General features: G+C 33.1%; 17 protein-coding genes and 1 pseudogene. 11 read left to right on the forward strand and 7 right to left on the reverse strand.

Going from position 1 to position 20,235, the window contains the following annotated elements:
• Window position 1 precedes the first annotated feature (1 nt).
• Window positions 2-1,312, reverse strand: coding sequence for a sensor domain-containing diguanylate cyclase (locus TW85_RS25750; RefSeq protein ID WP_052702371.1), 1,311 nt, complete (start codon window positions 1,310-1,312; stop codon window positions 2-4).
• A gap of 228 nt (window positions 1,313-1,540) precedes the next feature.
• The gene (locus TW85_RS22340) at window positions 1,541-2,572 is read right to left on the reverse strand and encodes a S66 peptidase family protein (protein WP_046019367.1); all 1,032 of its coding nucleotides are present in this window, start codon (window positions 2,570-2,572) and stop codon (window positions 1,541-1,543) included.
• Between the two features lie 131 nt (window positions 2,573-2,703).
• On the opposite strand from TW85_RS22340, the gene TW85_RS22345 reads away from it, so the two are divergent.
• The 5 genes from TW85_RS22345 (at window position 2,704) to TW85_RS22360 (ending at window position 8,042) form a co-directional block, all read left to right on the forward strand.
• Window positions 2,704-3,912, forward strand: coding sequence for a Bcr/CflA family efflux MFS transporter (locus TW85_RS22345; protein WP_046019368.1), 1,209 nt, complete (start codon window positions 2,704-2,706; stop codon window positions 3,910-3,912).
• Window positions 3,913-4,172: 260 nt separating this feature from the next.
• Complete coding sequence (locus TW85_RS26390) at window positions 4,173-4,601, forward strand: Arm DNA-binding domain-containing protein (RefSeq protein WP_202904895.1); 429 nt, start codon at window positions 4,173-4,175, stop codon at window positions 4,599-4,601.
• Window positions 4,601-5,404 carry a site-specific integrase gene (locus TW85_RS22350; RefSeq protein WP_202904896.1) on the forward strand — a complete coding sequence of 268 codons (804 nt, stop codon included), beginning with the start codon at window positions 4,601-4,603 and terminating at the stop codon, window positions 5,402-5,404. The genes TW85_RS26390 and TW85_RS22350 overlap by 1 nt, the downstream gene beginning before the upstream one ends.
• A 1,274-nt stretch (window positions 5,405-6,678) precedes the next feature.
• Window positions 6,679-7,314: a response regulator transcription factor gene (locus TW85_RS22355; protein ID WP_046019369.1), complete on the forward strand. Its 636-nt coding sequence runs from the start codon at window positions 6,679-6,681 to the stop codon at window positions 7,312-7,314.
• 98 nt (window positions 7,315-7,412) lie between these two features.
• Entirely contained in the window at window positions 7,413-8,042 is a 630-nt protein-coding gene (locus tag TW85_RS22360; RefSeq protein WP_046019370.1) for a hypothetical protein, read from the forward strand.
• Between the two features lie 80 nt (window positions 8,043-8,122).
• Here TW85_RS22360 and TW85_RS22365 read toward each other — a convergent pair whose 3' ends face one another.
• Window positions 8,123-9,274, reverse strand: coding sequence for a histidine kinase (locus TW85_RS22365; RefSeq protein ID WP_046019371.1), 1,152 nt, complete (start codon window positions 9,272-9,274; stop codon window positions 8,123-8,125).
• A 354-nt stretch (window positions 9,275-9,628) separates the two neighbouring features.
• Here TW85_RS22365 and TW85_RS22370 point away from each other — a divergent pair, with 354 nt between their 5' ends.
• The gene (locus TW85_RS22370) at window positions 9,629-10,156 is read left to right on the forward strand and encodes a porin family protein (protein WP_046019372.1); all 528 of its coding nucleotides are present in this window, start codon (window positions 9,629-9,631) and stop codon (window positions 10,154-10,156) included.
• A gap of 2,530 nt (window positions 10,157-12,686) precedes the next feature.
• On the opposite strand, the gene TW85_RS22380 is transcribed toward TW85_RS22370, so the two are convergent.
• Window positions 12,687-13,688: an AraC family transcriptional regulator gene (locus TW85_RS22380; protein ID WP_046019373.1), complete on the reverse strand. Its 1,002-nt coding sequence runs from the start codon at window positions 13,686-13,688 to the stop codon at window positions 12,687-12,689.
• A gap of 541 nt (window positions 13,689-14,229) precedes the next feature.
• On the opposite strand from TW85_RS22380, the gene TW85_RS22385 reads away from it, so the two are divergent.
• The 3 genes and pseudogenes from TW85_RS22385 (at window position 14,230) to TW85_RS22395 (ending at window position 16,186) form a co-directional block, all read left to right on the forward strand.
• On the forward strand, window positions 14,230-14,742 hold the full coding sequence (locus TW85_RS22385) for an AAA family ATPase (protein WP_046019374.1): 513 nt from the start codon (window positions 14,230-14,232) through the stop codon (window positions 14,740-14,742).
• 91 nt (window positions 14,743-14,833) lie between these two features.
• Window positions 14,834-15,786 (forward strand): annotated as a pseudogene (locus TW85_RS22390) (IS481 family transposase).
• A gap of 166 nt (window positions 15,787-15,952) precedes the next feature.
• The gene (locus TW85_RS22395; RefSeq protein ID WP_046019375.1) at window positions 15,953-16,186 is read left to right on the forward strand and encodes an AAA domain-containing protein; all 234 of its coding nucleotides are present in this window, start codon (window positions 15,953-15,955) and stop codon (window positions 16,184-16,186) included.
• A gap of 471 nt (window positions 16,187-16,657) precedes the next feature.
• Here the strand turns inward: TW85_RS22395 and TW85_RS22400 are convergent, their stop codons facing one another.
• Window positions 16,658-16,837, reverse strand: coding sequence for an AlpA family transcriptional regulator (locus TW85_RS22400; RefSeq protein WP_046019376.1), 180 nt, complete (start codon window positions 16,835-16,837; stop codon window positions 16,658-16,660).
• Window positions 16,838-16,970: 133 nt separating this feature from the next.
• On the opposite strand from TW85_RS22400, the gene radC reads away from it, so the two are divergent.
• On the forward strand, window positions 16,971-17,432 hold the full coding sequence (radC, locus tag TW85_RS22405; RefSeq protein WP_157197009.1) for a DNA repair protein RadC: 462 nt from the start codon (window positions 16,971-16,973) through the stop codon (window positions 17,430-17,432).
• Between the two features lie 565 nt (window positions 17,433-17,997).
• Here the strand turns inward: radC and TW85_RS22410 are convergent.
• On the reverse strand, window positions 17,998-18,309 hold the full coding sequence (locus tag TW85_RS22410; RefSeq protein WP_046019378.1) for a helix-turn-helix transcriptional regulator: 312 nt from the start codon (window positions 18,307-18,309) through the stop codon (window positions 17,998-18,000).
• Window positions 18,310-18,919: 610 nt separating this feature from the next.
• Window positions 18,920-19,540, reverse strand: coding sequence for an inovirus Gp2 family protein (locus tag TW85_RS22415; RefSeq protein WP_046019379.1), 621 nt, complete (start codon window positions 19,538-19,540; stop codon window positions 18,920-18,922).
• 340 nt (window positions 19,541-19,880) lie between these two features.
• Here TW85_RS22415 and TW85_RS26545 point away from each other — a divergent pair.
• Window positions 19,881-20,235: hypothetical protein (locus tag TW85_RS26545; RefSeq protein WP_046019380.1), on the forward strand; the 355-nt coding region annotated here is incomplete at its 3' end.

Here is a 20,235-nt window from a genome sequence, read left to right on the forward strand (position 1 = left end):
CTCAACAGTCTAATTGAGCTAATGTATAGGCATTTCGTCCACCTTCTTTCACTTGATACAAGGCAGTGTCTGCCGCTCTAAATAAGCCTTCAACACTTTGCCCATGAAGTGGGTAAATAGCCCCTCCTATACTGGTTCCCACTTTGAGTAATAGGTTTTCAAACAATATAGGTTGTTGGAATTCTTTTAGTATCTTTTGTGCACAGGTATTAAGTTTTTGTGCATTACCCGCACTTTGCAGCATGATGATAAATTCATCGCCACCGACTCTAGCCACGAGATCACCTCGCTGTATTTGAGCATTTAACCTTTTAGCCACTTCTTGCAAAACAGCATCGCCCGCTAGATGCCCGTGGTTATCATTTATTTGCTTAAAATAATCAAGATCTACCCACAAGATAGCAAAAGGACTCCCTGTTTCTTTACCTTGTTCTAATAGGGATTCTAGCTCTTGATTTAACTTCATACGGTTTGGGAGCTGAGTCAGAGGGTCATGATAGGCTTGATGGATGATGCGCAACTCAATCTCTTTTTGCTCTGTAATATCTTGGTTAGTACCCAACAGGCGAATACTGTTTCCTTTATCATCGGACTTAATACCAACATGGGTTGAAATATAGCGCTCTACGCCATTTGGTAGGATGATTCTGAATTCAAAGTTAAAGTCTATGCCTGCCTCTATTCCTTCTTGTGTTGCAAGCTGGGTACGCTCTAGATCATCAGGATGTATCAGGTTTTCAAATAATTCACGGCTTGGCTCTATACCCGAGTCTATTCCAAATATGCGATAGGTTTCGTTTGACCAAACTTGCTTATTTGTCTTGAGATCCCAATCCCAGCAGCCTAGATTAACTAACGACTGAGCGGCTTTAAGGCGTTCTTCGCTTTCACGCAATGCATGTTCAGCTCTTTTTTGATCTGTAATATCTTGGTTTGTGCCTAATACTCTTACTTTTTTACCATTGGCGTCTTTTTCAAAAGTAAGGTGGGAGTAAATGTAGCGCTCTTCCCCATTTGGTCGAATGATACGGAATCCGTAAGTAATATCGTCTTCTTGTGCTATGCCCTGCTCTAGTTTTTCTCTCACATAGTCAAGGTCATCAGGATGCAATAAGGATTCAAACAACTCTCGTGTTACTTCAGCACTTGAGTCTACCCCAAGGATTTCATAGGTTTTATCAGACCAAGCTTGCTCGTTGGTCACAAGGTCCCAATCCCAAGTACCTAAGGCTACCAATTTGTACGCAGCAATTAACCTTTGTTCACTTCTTTTTAGCTTTTTAAGAAGTGCTTCCTCTTTTCGATTCAGCATATTTCTACCAACAAGTACATGGCGCTACTAACAAGCACCTCTAAATCACTGTCCCTAAAAAAGAATCCATTTTGTTACTTTGCTAATTAGAATACCAAAGATAAGTGTAGTTCAGCTAATTGAATTAAGAACAGATTCGTCTTAGCTTAACCCTGATTTAAAAACAAGCATTAAGCCCTCTGATAAAAGCTTCAAACCAGAGCAAAAACAACCTAAAAGTAATCTACATTAAGTTAAACTCTGAGTGAGTTTCCAGCTACCTTCTTCGCAACTTATCCTAGCTAGTGCACCATTAATTAACGTTAAGTTTGGCGGTACATGGCCAATATCCATATCGATTAACACAGGAATACCAAGATCAGATAAGTGCCGCTTTATCACTTCATGATAAGTTAAATCATCTTTGTCGTGAGTGTCTGGATATGCTGAGCGCCCAAGCAATACGGCTTTAGGATGGGTAAAAACACCTTTAAACTTCATACTGAGAATGCTTCGAACTAAGTCGGCAGGTGACATTTCGACATTCTCTAAATAAAGAATTACCCCTTCATCACATTCTTTAGCGTAACGCTTCAAGTCTAAGTAAGGGGTATCAAATAGATGTATTAGGGTATCCCAACAGCCTCCTATTAAACGCCCTTCTAAACATGATCCGTTTTGGGGAGACACTAGCCAACGCCAGTTTGTCTTCAAATAAGGCTCTAATATGGCAGCGGAATTAATACGGCTATCAGGCCATTTATCCGTATGCTGTTGAGATGCATATTGAGTAAAACTAGCGCCTGTTTTGGTCGCCATGTTTGTTAGAAAATTAGCGGTTAAGGTTTCGGTTTCATTTGCCACTAGATTCATTAAATTTGGACTATGTGCCGTTGCCCAATTTAGCTTTGTACTCATAACAACCATGAGCGTACTAATATCTGAAAAGCCAAAGAGCCACTTAGGTTTAACCTTTTTTAAGTGGTCAAAATCTAAAAGAGGTAATATCTCCATGGCAAGTTCACCACCCCAAGGCGCGGCAATAGCATCAAGAGTGTCATCTAATAAAAATGACATTAACTCATCAGCTCTTTGTGCTGCAGGTGCACTAACATGCTTGCTATTACCCATCAGACACTTGCCTTCGATAATGACATAACCTTTCTCTTTTAAGTCTGTCACTACAAGCTGGTACCTTCCCTTTGCAGCATCATTTATTCCAGATGAAAAGGCGGTAACAGCAATAACACTTCCTTGTTCCAATGGGGCTGGATAAATCATATATCGTCCTTAATTCTTTATTTTTTAGCATCAAAAATGCGACCACTAGTTTAGTGCATCTATCCATTTCACTGCCAACCCTTTAGCATCCATTCATTAAATCTTGAGATATTTAGCAAAAAGGAAGTCGCTTGCTTACAGTTGATAAGAAAAACCATATTCTCATTTTACTCATACTCGTTGGTTCTTTGGCACCGCTTGCAGCTGATGCCTATTTGCCTGCCTTGTCATTATTAACTGAGTACTTTCAAACTAGCGAGAGTATGCTGAAGTTTAGTGTCACGGCTTACTTTATTGGCTTTGCTTTTGCACAAATTATCTTTGGCCCATTATCTGATGCTAAAGGCCGTAGAAAGGTCATTCTATTAGGTATTGTAATTGGAGCGGTAGGTGCAGTTATTTGCTTTAGCGCGCAATCCATTTGGCAGTTTTTTATTGGAAGATGCATTTTAGGCATTGGTATGGCCTCAGGTATTCCAGTCGCTAGAGCGGTTTTAAAAGACTTATTTACTGGTGTTGAGCTATCAAAAGCAGCCTCAAGCATCAATATGGTGTTTGCCTTGATGCCTTTTATTACGCCATTGATTGGCGCTTATCTCGCTAGCTTTTATGCATGGCAGACTATTTTTCAGCTGCTCTTTCTGTTAACACTTTTTGTATTAACTCTTACCTATTACTTTCTTCCAGAAACAAATCAGAAACTTGATCCTAAAGTGATTGAGCCCAAACATCTTTGCAGACTCTTTATCCGCGCAATAAAAGATAAAGAAGTATTTACTTATGGCACAGCAACGTTCTGCGCTTTTGGTTGTGCTGTGACCTATATGGTGTCTGCGCCATTCATCTTTCTAAATATCTTTGGGCTAAGCATGATTGAGTTTGGCTGGCTTGCTGGACTTATCACCTTGTCTTACATTATTGGCGGCTTCTTTAATAACTGGTTGCTAAAGTATCTAAGCCCGAATCAAGTCATTTTATGGGCTTTAATTGGAATGTTACTTACAGGTATGAGCATTTATTTAAGCTTCAAGCTATTCGGCCCCCACATTATTATCATGAGCGCTAATGTGTTCTTGCTTATGCTTTCTTCTAGAATGGTCTTTCCTAACGCTTTGGCAGGTGCTTTTTCCAGCCCTATAAAAGAAGTCGGTGTGATTAGTTCTGTATACGGGGTTTACCACACTTTAGGCGCTATCACCGCCAGTGGCATTATCGGGATTTTGAGCTTTAACCCCATTAGCGCCATGGCATTTACCATGATTGGATTTGCATGCTTAGGATTAAGTAGCTTTTACCTGAATAAAAAACTCGAAATGAAAGACGAGAGAAAGCGACCTTAGTCACTCTTTACTTAAGAACACTTTAACCAAACATTCAGATCTTTTTGATAGACGAAAAAAAACCGCATCTCGTAAGATGCGGTTTTTTAGAATAATGGCGGTGAGCAAGTCCGCCCTATTAGATTCCAGTAACATCCTTAAAAACCCATTAATTAACAATATATCAATATGTTACATAACAAACCTTTCCAATAGTGTCCAACCGGATATACTCAGATCTAGAGTTTAATGGTGTACTTTATGATGTACAGGAGAATTGCATGCCAAAAATTGCAAAAGAACTAACCGCCCTAGCTGTTTCTAAGTTAAAAGCTGAAGGTCGCCATGCTGCTGGTGGAGTGGCAGGTCTATACCTCAAAATTATCGGTAACTCTCGAAGCTGGGTACTGAGTATGGTAATGGGGACTAAGCTCAACAAACAAGGTAAAGAAGTACCTAATCGTTTGTACTTAGGTCTCGGTTCTTATCCTGAAGTTTCTCTCGCCCAAGCTAGAGATAAAGCACGAGAAAACCGTCGTCAAATCAAAGATGGCATAAACCCAATTGAAGAGAAAAAAGAGAAACGCGCGGATGCAGTACGCCAATTAGGTAGAAATACATCTTTTAGCGAATGTGCTGAATTAGTCTTGGTGATAAAAGAGCGAAAACTAAAAATGCCAAGCATATTGCTCAATGGCGTTCTAGTTTAGTGAACTACGCATTTCCAATTATTGGTCACCTCCCTGTCAGTACAATTAACAAAACACATGTCTTAAATGTACTGCAACCAATTTGGCTTGATAAAAATGAAACCGCCAGCCGCCTACGTGGTCGTATTGAAACCATTCTTGATTACGCTAAAGCGAAAGAGTATCGAGAAGGTGATAACCCCGCTGCTTGGAAAGGGATGTTAAAACCCCTACTACCTGAACCAAGTAAGATACAAACTCGTAAGCATCATGCTGCCCTTCCCTATTCTGATATTAGCGAATTCATAAAAGAACTATCCAAACGTCCTGGCATCGCAGCCAGAGCGCTTGAATTTTCAATATTAACCGTTGCTCGCTCAGGTGAAGTACGTGGTGCGACATGGAGTGAAATAGACTTTGATAACAAGATTTGGATTATTCCAGCAGAGAGAATGAAAGCCCGTAAAGAGCATCGCGTTCCTCTATCATCTGGCGCAATGAAGATACTTCAAGAGCTTCCTAGAATCACTGGTGGAAATTTAGTATTTCCTGGCCAACAAGGTAAACAAATGTCTGATATGACGCTTACCGCCGTGCTTAAACGAATGGATCGTAAAGACCTTACTCAGCATGGATTCAGATCAACCTTTCGAGATTGGGCCGGTGAAACCACCAGTTTTCCGAGAGAAGTTATTGAACACGCACTAGCTCATCAGCTTAAAGATCAAGTTGAAGCTGCCTATCAGCGAGGAGACTTGCTACAGAAAAGGAGGATATTGATGGAGGATTGGTATTCAAAATGCCATATAATCTTTAAAAATTAAATTTACATCTTTTTAGACTAATATCTTCTTACTTGTAAGGTTGTTTATAGTTTAATCACTGAATCGACACAACTTTTTAGACACTCTAACTATATGATGAACTTGAAGAGGAGGCAGAAGTGACTAATGAACTATATAATGAAGAATTTAAGATAATATCTGTTGAAATACGTCTTCAATTGCAAGTGCTACTTCACTCTTCGGGTTAACAACTAAAAAACTTTTCATATAGCGTGATATCTATAACGAAAACGCCCATGCCTACCAAGAACAACAAGCCAATTATAATGAGTAGCTTAGGTTTAAAGAAAATAAAAACGTGTAGCTGAAGAACGTAACATCTTAAAAGTAGATACTATGTTCAACGATACTGCGTCTAAGAAAGATACACTTTAATAAAAGCTAGCCGACAAAGTATTCAGTAAGCACACTTTGTCGCGCAATAGATATTTAACCTTGTGGTTTATATGCTTGGATTTCAAAACCAGTAGGTAAATTCATTAAAGGGGATGATTATATACTTGGCTTAAAAACATACTAGTTACAATATGGTTATATATGTTTACCACAAGGTCATTAATGATTTACGAGTTACTGGTAAGATGACATGAGAAATAAAAATTGCGTATTTAGCCTAATGGGTTTCAGGCTCCGCGAGACTATATAAGAAAGAGTAACAATGGCTGAGGAAAAAATCTATTAATCAACAAACTAACTTAACGAAAGTTTTACGCTAGAAAGCAAAATACAATTTTGGTAAATGTCATTAAGTACATCCGTATTCGAGAAGTCTTTCTCCTTCTTGCTCTGACCATTGGCTTGTATTCAAGGCAAGTAACTGGCAGTCTAATGTCATTCGGATTAATGCAGGCCTAATTCTGGGTAAATCTACAATAGTTTGCTGAAAACACTATCCAAAGAATGAGTTTATTTTCACTTAGATCAGAAATACCAACTAGCTATGATTTGCAAAACATGCTTGAAGCTAACAAATTAGCACTAATTATGGGCCATCGAGGTAACAGCAGTAACGATGCGTGAACAGAAAGTTTTTTTACACTATTAAACGAGAACAGATTCATCGAAGAATTTATAAAAGCAAAAAGAAAAATATTTAAAATATAATTAGCTGTTTTATAATCCAACTAAATGTCATGTAGGTAATAATGATATGTCACCAATGGTGAATGAAAAGAACAATTTTAAAAACAAAGTAGCACCTATAAAACTAGGGGCGATTCAGATAGAAATTAAACTATATAAGAACCAAGATAATGACAATTAAACTTTTACTTGTTGATGATCAGAACCTTGTCAAAATGGGGATTTGTGCATTGCTTGAGTTAAGTGGGCGGATCAATATCGTAGGCCAATTAAACAGCGGCATTGGAGTATTAGAGGCTATCGAAGAGCATACACCCGATGTGATGTTGCTAGATATTAGAATGCCCAAAATGAATGGTATAGAAGTATTAGCAGCAATGAAGGACAAACAAATTGAGCTTCCAACTATTATTTTAACAACATTTGATGAGCATGATCTAGTTCTTAACTCTATTAAGCTTGGAGCAAAAGGTTATTTACGCAAAGATTCAAGCTTTGATTTACTGATGAGCACTATTGATAATGTTATCGCTGGAGTGAATTGCTTTCAACCAGGAATTACTAATCAAATCATTGAAAAAGTTTGTTTTGAGAAAGTTAAAGATTACGAGGTAGAACTTTTATCTGTAAGCGAGATTCAAGTTTTGAGATTAGCAGCAGCAGGCTATTCAAATAAAGAAATAGCTAATGCTTTGAATAAATCATATGGAACTGTAAGAAATCAAATGTCGTTTATATTAGAAAAACTGGAATCAAGAGATAGAACTAGAGCAGTGTTAAAAGCAATTGAAAATGGAATTATCTGATAGTATTGAAGATAATTAGTGACATTTGACACCTATCGAAAAATCAATTTTGCAGTAAAATTTAATTATTAAAGTGATTAAGTGAAATTGGTGAATGAATGAATGGTACAACTAAGGTAAATAAAGATAATAAATTGAATCGAGAGCTCGTCTATGTTACTGATAAAAATAACTTAATCACCTATATAGATGAAATTATGATCAATACTTTGAGTGAAAATCAAGAAAAATTTTTAAATATAAATGCTGATTATCTATATGATGAAGAAGTCCCAAAAATTGTAATGATTGAAAAAAAGAAAACTATTGCTAAAAACAAAATTTGGCATGCAGCAATAAAATTAGCAAAAAATTATGAACAAAACAGATGGTTTGAAGAATTTACAAGACCAGTCTATGAAAACTCAAGAGTTGTTGGATATCAAACCACTCTCAAGCCTCTTGAAAGAAGCAGAACTCACAAAGCCACCAAAATATATAGAGAAATGAACAAGAAGAAATCAATTTTTTTTATTTGGGAAAACTTTTATTATCGAAGTATATTGTATTTAATATGCTTTATATCAATATCGGCATTAAGTTTATATGATAAAAACTTCGCATTTGCTTATACATGCATACCTGTATTAATTTATTACTGCGAAGTTATAAAATCGAGAACATTCTTTGAAACAAAAAGAGGAAGTTTTAAAGATGTAACCCTCTACATATTCAATAAAGATCTATAATATACTTAATAAAGTAGTAACGATTTTTCAACCTTAAAATCGTTACTATCAAAAATGAGAATAAATGCCTTCTCTATAAACTAACTGAAAGAGTTAAAACTATTCTTCACAGTAATTTTAAGTATAAATCTTCCATCTAAACTTAAAGTCTCAATTGAACCGTTAAACCTCTCGAGCCTTTCCAGCATACCAGTTAAGCCACTCCCCTTAACAACATTTTTAATACTTTCATGCATATCATTTTCAAGCCTAATTACAATGCTTCCTTCTAAACTATCAATTTTTAAAATAAAATTTTTAGCTTTTGAATGTCGGATTGCATTGCTGACTCCTTCTTGAATACAATACAGCAATTGTATTTTTAAATCTGAATTTCTTATAGCTAAATTCGATATAACTTCTACAGTACAGCCTGGCAATTTATCAAAAATATTTAACACAGCCTCTTGAAAGTCAAACACATCTTTTTTTCTTTCCTCTTTCACAAAAGCTCTTAAATCAGATAAAATATCTTTTGATTGTTCAAGCTGTAATTTCAAAATTGGTTTAAGATCATCAGATGAATTATGAAAAATCACTTCAATATTTATTGATAAAGATGTTAATTTATGACCAATAACGTCATGTAAATCACGAGAGATCCTTAACCTTTCCTCACGCTCTGAGGATTGCTTCAAAAGAGCACGAGTTGCAATTAATTCTTGATTTATTTTAGATAACTTATCTTTTAAGTCCTCTTCCCTAAGAAAATTATAAATTGATAAATAACCAAAAACCTGAAGTGAAAAATATATTTGCAATTCAAACAAAGCATTTTCTCGACCATTATTTATCAAAATCAAATAATATATAGCACTAATAAAAACAATAATAATAAAAGATTTTAGCTTATCAAACCTTATCGGTAACTGAGTCGCTACTATCAAAAATAATACAGCAACAATATCATTCCTATCAAAGTATGTTAAAATAAGCAACAATAAAATTTGAAAGTAAAATAAGTTTTTATGAAAAAATGAGAATTTTTTTGGTGGCTCTGAAGTAACAATAAAAAAAGCTAAATAAAAAACAATAAAAGCAGAAATCCTCATGTAAACAGACAAGCTCATTTCTAAATTTGATATTGAAAGATAACAAACAATAAAGCATGTAAAAAAAGCAGACATCCGCATAGGGAGGTTTCTGTTAAAATACTTTTGAATTTTAGGTCTTAAAAAGAAAAACACATTCATTATATAAATAACTCTTTAAAGTTTAAAAATTATTATTTTAACCTAATTCGAAACATACTTCTATAAAAGGTATTTCTTATTCCCCCTACTAAATCAAAATAAATCATCAAAATATAAATTACAATTATAAAAAACAATTACTAAGATTGATAAAGAAAATTTAAATTTCATTAAATTCAAAAAAAAAAACAAAAAAATGTTTGTATAATTCAATAATGACATCTTATTTAAAGCTACACAATAAATTTAAATTTAACAGTTGTCACACTTTAGATTAATGACATTTGTCACTTACCAGCGGTTTAATACAACATTATAATCATTACAGTATTTTATATTAAGGCGCACTCTATTATGAACATTAAAAAAACCTTCCTACTGTCCATCCCACTACTATTTACAGAAAACATAATCGCAAGTGAATATTTTGGTGCCTCTTTAGGTGCTGCTGGAGTTGATTACAATAGCACTGCAAATAAAAGTGAAGGCTATGGTTTTGGACGTTTATTTTACGGATATAGCTTTAATGATAGTATTAGCATCGAAAGTGGTTTTCTTACAGGTAGTAGTTCAGACGAAGAAGACAAAAGTGATAGCAAAGACGATATTGAAATAGACACTTTTTTCATTCAATCTAAGTCAAACTATAGAATTAACGAAGACCATTTTTTATATTTTAAAATTGGAGCTGATTTATATAACTATAAAATCAAAGACAATAATAATAAGATTATAAAAGAAGATGGACTAGGTTACTCTTATGCATTTGGATGGAAGTATTCTATTTTCGATCATCTAAGCACATCAATTGATCTTGAGAATTCAGATTTCGGCGATATGAATGCTGGATCAATAAATTTTAGCGTTATGTATGAGCTATAATATTTTTTAACACTCTTATCCCAAGAGTTTTGTGGAGATATAAATATCTCCACTTTTTTAACACTCTACAAACTTAAACTAATAAGTAAAATTTAATTATTAATACTAAAAACTTTATTCACAAGGTAAACTTATCGTTTATTTTAAGAATAAACATAAATAGTCTTATTAACAAAAATCAATAAAAATATAAACAATCATCAAAAAACTCTTGATATTATAAGGTCAATAACATTTGGCTAATCAATATTTATTAATAATGAAACTTGATTTTTTTGACTTTATAAACATTTGATAGAATTTCATTTAAAAATATTTGTCGACAATATGCTAAAAGCCTATATTTTTATTTAATTAAAATGTTAATTCAACACTTAAAAATTTTAAATATGTCGCACATTACCCCCCAAACATGCTTTAGGAAACCTATCTAAGCAGCAATATACATGCAATTTATTATCTAAAACCGGAGTATCAATAGAAGTTGTAAGGGCTGATGAAATACAGTGGATTAAATCTTCAGGTAACTACATAAAAGCCTGCTTAGACCGAACAGCATTTTTTGCCAGACATACATTATCAGGAGTTCAGAGCCAATTGAATCCAATGCCTTTTGTTCGTATCCATCGATCACATATCATCAACTTAAAAGAGATCGTTCGAATTGAAAAATTAGTAAAGGAGATTATATCTTAATATTGAGGTCTGGTGCAGAACTAAAAGTATCTCGTGCATACAGTGATCATTTCCTTACAGCTTTTAAGTTATTTATAAAACTTAACGCAAGATAATTTTATTTAAAAACCATAAGTATTTCAATAAAGTCAGTAGCTTTAGTAACTTAAAAAAATAAAACTATATTTTCTTTCCACATATTCAGTAAATATCTTTAAAACAGTTATAACTCTCATAAAAAAACTAATAAAAAGCTATTTGTTAAACTCATCATTTAATATAGAGAATTCATAACAAAATCAATCAACCATCTTAAATACAATGTATTTAATAAAAGCATCATAAAGCTATCAACGTTAATATATTATTTGTAAATCATAAAATCAAAGTTTATTTGAGCATTTCAATTTACCTTAATCCGAAAAAAAACATATGAACAGATGATTTCTTAATAAATAATTCACAGACAATATAACAGATAGCAAACGTACTTAGAACAATAATAAAAAACGCGAGCACACCAGACATACATAAATTAAACACGTAATATCCAACAACAATCATTACGGTTTGATGTAAAATAAAGTATGGGTATACTACGCTATTACAGTACCTCAGTATCTTATTAGTAAAATTCAAGTAACGCCTTGAAAAACCTATTACTACACAAACCCAAGACCATTTTACAATCAAACAGATTAACCCCCAAATAAGCTCTTTATCAATAGGAATAATTTCATTTGGAAGAAAGAAAAAGATTAATAAACAAAAGTAACTGACTATTCCAATTATCAATGATAAATACCGTTTACTCTCTAAATACAACCAAATCCCTGACATTCGAGAAAAAATAACCCCAAATATAGTTGCCATAATAAAGATAGTATGAGCATACCAGTCATTATAGAAAGTATGATTAATAGAATGATCAGTGAACACTGAAAAAATCACCATATAGATGATAATTGGGAGCCAGATTATACATAGCCTCTTAACAAACCACCTTTCAATTTTTGCTAATATAAATACACCTTTCTGACTCATAATAATTAGAAAAAGTGGTAAAAAAACAATTGAATAGTGAAATAAATAAAGTACGTACCACATATGATTTTAAGTTGGAAAAGGAGCATTCATTTTTTCATCCCATGAAAAAGAAAAATAGTGCTCACTCCAAAGACTGCCAAAAATCTACGTTAAAAATATCTTTGTGCATTGCTTCATAATAAGATTGTGGAGCAACAACAAATACTATTGCAAATAGTAATGGGACATAGAGTTTCATAACTCTCTTCCAAACAAAAAATTTAAGCGATACTTTATTGATCATAAAGTTTAATGCAACACCTGATACTAAGAATAATATATCAAGCCTCCATTGGGAGGTGAGAATCATGATGGATTTTAGAACGATACTGTTATGTCCACTTTCTATATGAAAATCCCAGTCAACAAACATCATTCCAGTATGATAAAAAACAAGTAAAGTAAATGCTAATACACGGACCCAATCTAAAAAAATTCTCGTTCTGCTACTGTGGCTTTATTTTTTGAAATTATCGCTGTCATTGAAATATACACTCATTATTAATATATTTTGGTAAATGATAAAATAATGTTTGTTTGCACTCTCATTATATCATTATAACTTCAGGCTTGTTTATTTATCTCTCAGATTAAAACAGTAGTAAATTTATGTATATTTTATGCCATTACATGCTTTAATTAAGAATTATAAAAATTATTCAAACACTTATCAGTTTTTAAGCTATACCTTATGAGATCTCTATTTCTCGTTACATAATAGAGATCTATCTCAGCTAAATGTTGAAATTTCAATAATTGGTTTAAACAATTATTTATTATTTAAAACAGCTTGACAAAAACTAACATCAAATACCCCATTAACAAGATCACTAGTTTCGAGATGCATAATTTTATAGCAAGGAGTACCAGAAGGTTTGTACCCTTGTTCAAATATAGCTTTAAAGAGCTGTTGCCAAACTTCTTCATAATCATAGTCGAAACTATATAACCCTCTCATAAAAGCATATAGTTCGGTATCGATTGTTTGTATATTAAATGGAGCGGGATTATGGCAGCTATCATTTAAAGTCAAACAAACATCCATTCGACACTTTTCAGCGGGGGTGATTTCTGGGTTATCCCAGTTTATAACCAATGGATCTCCAGTGGAGATCATATTTTCAGTAACAAATGACTGTAGCTCTCCAGCTATACTTTGAACCCCATTACTATATTCACCAATTACTCGTTTATAAATAACAGTTCGTGCAGGAAATAGCTTGATATTTAACTGACCTAATATATTTATCTTTTTCTCAGTTACTGCTTTGTTAATTATCGAAATATCATCAATCATATTTTTTAGACTCATTCGTTGTAAGTTTGAGTCGTTAGAATATGAAAAATCTATTTTGCTCGCGTTTCCATACTTGCTAGATTTATTTATTACAGCTGTTAATTGATCTTTTTTTGTAAAATATTTAATGTCACTTGGTGTCAAGTTAAATTGCTTTTTAAACGCTTTCGCAAGGTTTTGTGAACTAGAAAAACCAAGCTCCATAGCAACCTTTGTAATACTCACTTGTTTGTAATAAAATAAAATTCCAACCGATTTTTCAAGTTTAAGCCTTCGAATGTAATCAGCTACTGTCTCACCTACCACTGATTTGAACACTTTGTGAAAATGATAAGGAGACATATGTGCCGAATCCGCAATAGCCTCCAAATTTAATTTATCAAAATCTCTTCGAACAAGTTTTTTTTGAATATAATCCATAGAACTGCTAATTTTTTTGTGATATTTATCTTTATCCTCGTTTCCAATCTTCATTAATTTTTTCCTACTACTTTTTTGATGTTTTGGAAAATTTCATCCTAATAGAAGCATTTTCATTTTTAAATCGTCAAATCAAATACCACTAAATTTTTACGAACAATGCTTAACTTCTAAAACATTTCATTATATACATTAAGAGACATAGTCTGATAAAATTATGTAAAATATGGAAAGATCAATTTCTATAAATTTTTAACCTTTATAACTCAAAATAAAAGTAGCTATGACAAAAATTTATTATGGTTGGACCAAAAACTTAAAATAAAGGTGGTTATTCAGTGTTTTAATAGCTAAAATAAACTGATCATTTCATTTCTAACCAGACCAATCTTTTAAATAATTGTTATTATAAGTTTGATAAATTAGTGTATTATAAGATTGATAATATCAATCATACCTAATAAACTCAACATAAATAATAATTACAATAAATTTTACGAAAATTTATAAAGATATTTTTTATTCAATTTAAATATACATTGAATATTAGTTAATGTATATTTAATCAAATTAAACTATCAATAAAGAGGTTATAATGCGTGGAGGCTGTGTACATATTATTTTTGGCCCTATAGGTGCTGGAAAGAGCACTTTTGCTTTCGAACTTTCTAAAAAATACAAAGCAATTAAATTCTCAACCGATGAATGGTTTAAGACTTTGTTTTTTAGAGATATTGAAAGAATACCTGATTTAACATGGACATTTGAAAGAATTTCTCGCTGTGAATCACAAATATGGTCAATCGCAAAACAGTCGATAAACACAGGCAACGATGTAGTTTTTGATTTAGGACTACAGAAAATGACTGATAGAGAGAGAATTATAACAATATGTAAAGATTTAAACTTTCATTATAAACTCTATTACCTTAACGCAGATAAAAATATTAGATTAAATAGAGTGTTTGAAAGAAACAAAAGTAAAGGAAAAACGTTTGAGTTCAATGTATCTATCGAAATGTTTGAAATTACTGACAAGATGTTTGAAATACCAACAAGCTTGGAACTTGAAAATATCGAATACCTAAATACTGCTGATAAAGCCTAAAATAATTAAATGTATTAATTATAACTGAACCCGCCACTTTAATTTGATAACAATTAAGCTGCCCATTGATATTAAATTTTGTTAATTAGTAATCATCAAACACAAAACTAGTCTTCTCAATATTGCACAATAACTTGGTAATTTTGGTCATGGAATCTTAAAATATATTTTCTATTATTGTCAAGAGCTGGTAATAAAGCAGCGGTATTGATGCAAAGATTAATCAAAAAAGCAGAACACTAAACTTGAAGAACCGTGTCGATAGTGAAATAGAACAAGCTGTTCTCAAATATGCGATAGGTTTCCCTTCTCACGGCAAGTGAGAACAAGCATTTGGCTGCGTAAAGTGAGTGTGTTTATCTCACCAAGTGATGTTTGCTCAATTTGGCTTCGTCAAATATTTAGAGCTTAATAAAGTAACTAATTGCACTGGAAAAGCATGTTGCAGTGAGTGGTATCATTTTTACGGATTAGCAAATTGTCGCTCAGGAACGTAAAAAGAACGATGATTAAGCGTGTGGTTAAATATAAAAGACGCATCAGACTATCTCAGTTTTTAAGATACGTTCTATGTTGGCAACTTGAAAAGTTTTGATTGTACCTACCGGCAGACCTTTGTAGACACCAAAAGCAAAGTCCCCTTTGTTAATCTATATATAACAAAAACAGCAATTACTACTGTATTTATGTTTAATGGAAAGGTTATACCACTATTTGAGGGTCATGAGCTGCCAATGCTTAAAAATGTAATGGACCGAGGAACAGAATATTGCAGTCATGTTGATCAATTTTATTACAAGCTCTATTTAGCTATCAATAATATCGACCACACAAAGAGTAAAGCGATGTCGCCACAAACAAATGGTATTTGCGAATACTTCCACGTGACGCTATTAAATGAGTCCTTTCAAGTGACAATCAGAAAGAGGTTATATCGCTCGATAGATGTGTTACAGAAAGATCTGGACGATACTATACGAATCGTGAAATTATCAAAGAAAAATGTGCTGTGACAGAGTCCCAACAGAAACATTAAAGGATTAGAAACCTATCTGGGCAGCTGACATATGTTACTCAGCAATTATTCCCTAACCCTCGGTTACCAAAAGATAAGCGAATTTTGAATAAAAAATAGAGATTGATATTATTAAACTAAAACTGACTCTTTTAGCAACAAAGCATAGCTCTTCTCTAAATAGCAAGGTTTTAGATGTCGCTATTATTACTCCATAAAAGGCTCAAAAAAGCCATTAAAAAAATGTGTGTGCAGCTGAATTTTAATAATATGCTTATTGAAATTGATACTGTAGATGCTTTTCAAGGTAAAGAGGCTAATGTTGTATTCTTCTCTTTTGTACGTAATAACGGATCTGCACAATTTTACGATGATGCACGTCGTCTCAATGTTGCGTTGTCACGTGGAAAAAATATGTATATCTTGTAGGACATCGTCAATATTTATCAAATCAACAAATTCAAACACTTCAATCTTTAGCTAAACTCAAAGTCCTTTCTAATTGTGAATTGCTAAATTCAATTATTCAGTTCAAAAACACTACTTTTGTAGTCTACTCGCTACAAAAAAATATTTTCACACACATACAACCTAAATAGCCACACACTACCTAAAGCACACTCATCGAGCAATAAAAACTTAGTAAAAACAACACTCAGATAGGTACTAAAAGCATCAAAACGCTCACGGATGGAAGAATTATCATTTTTACTTCGATAATCATTAAGTTTATTGTCGAAATAAAGCAGATATCCAACATGAGGGCGACGCTGACACTTGCATTTTCTCAACGAACTAGCTTATTCACATATGATTCTTAATCTCGGATAACTTATTAACGACGCACCCTTAAGTAGCTTTTTGTTATTTAAGTCATACTAATTTGGAAAGCGAATTAATTTAGCTTCTCTCATCTAAGCGGACTTGCAACCAACCCTGAATCTCCTCCTCTACCCAAGCTACAGCCCTCGGTCCAAGTTGAATAGGCTTAGGAAATACACCTTTAGCCATGTAAGCGTAGATTGAGGACCTTGATAGTCCTGTTATGTTGATGACTTCGTTTAATTTCATGACTCGCATTTTGATGTCCTCGTATTAGTCCATCAAATGCTCTGGCAGTAAACTTTTACTTCTTAATAGGTTTAATTTAAAACAATCTCAAACATACATTATCTCTGTGTAATCACCCTCTAAAAGACCCATGGAGAAGCTAATGCACAAGGAGCAAGTTTTTACCTATCACTCAAATCAAGAAGTTTTAGATGCCGCAATAGACATCATTCAAGAACGATTCAAACGCACCGCTATTTTCACTAATGTTGATGACACAAAAATATTTTTAGCATGCAAAATGGCGAATTACTCAAGAGAAGTATTTTCAGTATTACTGCTAGACTCTCAACATCAATTATTAGAGTACAAAGAGCTATTTTTCGGCACTATAGATAGCGCCTCCGTTTACCCAAGAGAAATAGCTAAGGCAGCTTTAGAGTCGAATGCTGTTGCTGTCATACTGGCACATAACCATCCTTCAGGAATTGCGGAGCCTTCTCAAGCAGACATAGCAATAACCGAGAAAATACGACGAGCATTAAGCTTGATTGATATCCGAACTCTTGATCATATTATTGTGGGAAAAAGTCAAACATCATTAGCTGAAAGAGGATATCTATAGATAAATTCAAGGAAGCTTTGTCACTTTTACAAAGTAACTTGCTAAAAAAACTTATCAAAAAGGGAATTAAGAATAAAATCTATACTGGCAGGATAGGCTATCGACCACATCAACTTTTGTTATAACTTACAGCAATAAGTAAGCAATAACAGAATCTTTAAATAGTCAGTTCGAATCATGCAGCTTCTCTTATCATGTTGGAAACATAAGAGAAGCTATGCACTCCAAAGATCTATAACTTTACTTATATTACTAAACCAACATTTGCCTACCAACATACCTAGGCTTTCTGATGCAATTATCTCAACAACAGTAAGAGATTAGGCGATCACTACAACTCTGATATTAAAGTTTCTAAATAGCAATTTTTTACATTAACCATCAACAGTTATCACTACTTTCAAAAGAACTACAACTGAAATTCATAATTAAATTAATTTGAAACTTATATTATTAAATAAAAAGAAAAATCACGTTTTTCAGGTGAAAATTTGGCTTACAAGACAGCATACTATAACTTAACAAACCAAAGTATTGGTCACCGATAGAAGTAAGACTTTTCAAATTAAATACTACAGTTCACGATTAAACTTCTGATCTCTTTTTTAGCCTGTTCTGACAATTTATCATAGACTGAAATCAACTCAGCCAATTCATCATCCTCACAGTACAAATAAGCAACAGGAACACCTAATACACTACAAATTTTCCCTACTGTATTGATATCGGGCAAATGAGTACCCTTCTCATATTGATTCATTCTTGGGCTAGCCACTGATGGGTCCAAACCAGCATGAATCCCTAACTGCTTTTGAGATAAGCCTACATTTTTTCTAGCTTCTTTTAACCTTTTCGTAAATACATTCACATCGCACATCAATCATCACAAATCCAAACTAAGATTTTCTTAGCAAAGTGATTGATCCGATACTAAGAATAACTTAGCATTAATAGCTAAGAAATACTTAGTGCTCAATAAAACCACCACTTAAGGAATCACAATGAAACTCGCACTAGCATCAACAATTACAGCCATAACATAGACTGGCTGTTCTTCTGGCACACTGCCTTGTAACAATGAAGATATAAAAAATACGGTTTTAGACATTATTACAACCGAAGTAAGAAAAGCTCGATATGCTATTGAAAGTGAAGAGAGTAATCGACTTAACAACTACTCTATTGAAGGAATAAAAACCCTTTCTCACAACGAGAAGACCGACTTCTATTCATGTTCTGGAAAGTTTTCATTTAAATTCGATGAGAAAAGTACTAATAAAGAGTTTACATACGAACTTTCGTACTTAGAGGATATAGATGATACTGAAGTTGTTGTCTATGGGATTAGTGGGGTTAAAGCTAGAGTGCTAGCTAAAGTAATGGCAGGCAACTTAATTTCAAAATAAAGAAACAGCCTAACTTGCTTCACTAACATCTATACAAGTTAGGCTGTTCACCAATAAATATATTCACTTCAATTAAGGCACTTATCGACTACACCCAAAAGAGCGCCTCCCCGTTCCATACACTTTCGTTCTATCCTTTGCAAAATAGCTTAGACGCTTGAAAAAAGCTTCGTATTTTTCACTGTAGTTATCATCTTTTTCATTAAATACATACATTCCATTTTTTGCTTGATGAATTAAGCCTCTTGCATCTTTATTTGTATCTTTAAGGGATAAAGCACTTGCCCAAGAAGCCATAATGCGAGTCGCTAAGTTTGGATTAACACTATTTAATTTACCAAACGAATGAAATGCATCTTTGTTAAGCATGATTACTACATGAAAATGATCATTATTTGAGTTATATCTTTCTCTCACCCAAATGTAAGTTAAGTTACTTTTATACACTCTCTTACCCAATCTAAATTGCCTTTTCTCTATAGCCTTAAGCTTTGCCTTAAAAGAATCAAAAAATTTAGTAATAACCTTCTCTGTATCACCTTGATAATTGGCTGGAAATCTAAGGTCAAACCTAAATGCAACCAACCTTTTGGAACGCTTAAGACTTTGATCAACTGTAATTTTTATTCTAGACAAATAGTGCTCGTTACATTCTGAAAGGGCGAACAAAATTTCTAGTTTTTGATATTCAAATTTACTCATGAGTTTTCTCTTGTATGTGATTGGTTCATACAAGAGGCACAACGTAAATTCACACTTTCATAATGTAGCTTAACTTTTATATACCCTTTCATTTAATCCCTAAGGGCCACACAAGCATATTACAAAAGCAAAATTAGCAACTGCACTAGCTTACAGACCCACAACACAAGGGAGTTAAAGGCACAATTTTACGGTTAAAAACTACTAAGAAGCGTGAGAGGTCAATAAAAACAAGCTTCGTAAAGAATAAAATTAACTATATTTTTACTTAAAAATTAGTAAAATAAAACTTATAAAAAACTTAATAATAACTCAATAATTACTTAGTAACATACTTAATATGATAATAGAAAAATCAGATGGATTTCTTGATACTAGCTTAAAGATGACAAACAGGGAGGCCCTTTATTGGCTTTACAAATCAGCCGACTACAAATCACTCATACCTAAAAACCCGATTATTGTCGTAAATAAAGAGTCAAATGAGCTTGCCCAAAAAATCAGGAACAACGTTAGGGTAGAAACAGAATTTGAGAAAATTATTACTCAAGTTAAAACTAACATGATTCCGCTAAATCAACTTAGCTGGATAAAAAGTTTAAATATAGAAGAGGTAATATATTTAGATAAACTTATTTCTAATCTAAGCACTAATAGAGGGTATAGATCTAGCGTATTCAGTACTACAGATGACT

Source organism: Marinomonas sp. S3726, from assembly GCF_000967665.1.
In the GTDB taxonomy this organism is placed as follows: domain Bacteria; phylum Pseudomonadota; class Gammaproteobacteria; order Pseudomonadales; family Marinomonadaceae; genus Marinomonas.